Below are 419 nucleotides of genomic sequence, written 5' to 3'. Positions count from 1 at the left end.
GCCGTTTTTGCCCCTTATAAAAATTATAAACTCACTAGGTTACCCAACAATGGAGGGTTTGAACTTATTGATGATGGAGGAACCAAATACTACTTTGAACTCCAGGAGACCACCCAAATAGAAACCCTAGGTGCTACACAAGCTACTATTACTATATACCCTTCAGCTTGGGTGATCACCCGAATCGAGCTCACTAACAATAAAACGATTAGCTTTGAATATGAAAATTATACTATACGGCAAAGAACTCATTCCGATTCATGGACCATTGTTGATCTTGGTTCTCCAGAATATCAGCGTTGTATCAATGAGCGAAACCTAAATAATGTTTCTCATTCTTCCTCAGATAATGAAACCTTTGGGCTTTTATTACATAAGATCATTACTCCATCTGAAACGGTAACTTTTGATTATTCTAC

Annotated in this window: 1 protein-coding gene; it reads left to right on the top strand. The window is 37.2% G+C overall.

The features are described 5' to 3' along the window. Nucleotides 1-419: hypothetical protein (locus tag FOF46_RS32135; protein WP_167572044.1), on the top strand; the 419-nt coding region annotated here is incomplete at both ends.

The sequence above is a fragment of the Aquimarina algiphila genome (assembly GCF_007489275.1).
Taxonomy (GTDB): Bacteria; Bacteroidota; Bacteroidia; order Flavobacteriales; family Flavobacteriaceae; genus Aquimarina; species Aquimarina algiphila.
Note: the sequence above shows the minus strand (reverse complement) of the source record. Positions and strands in the feature narration are given on the sequence as shown.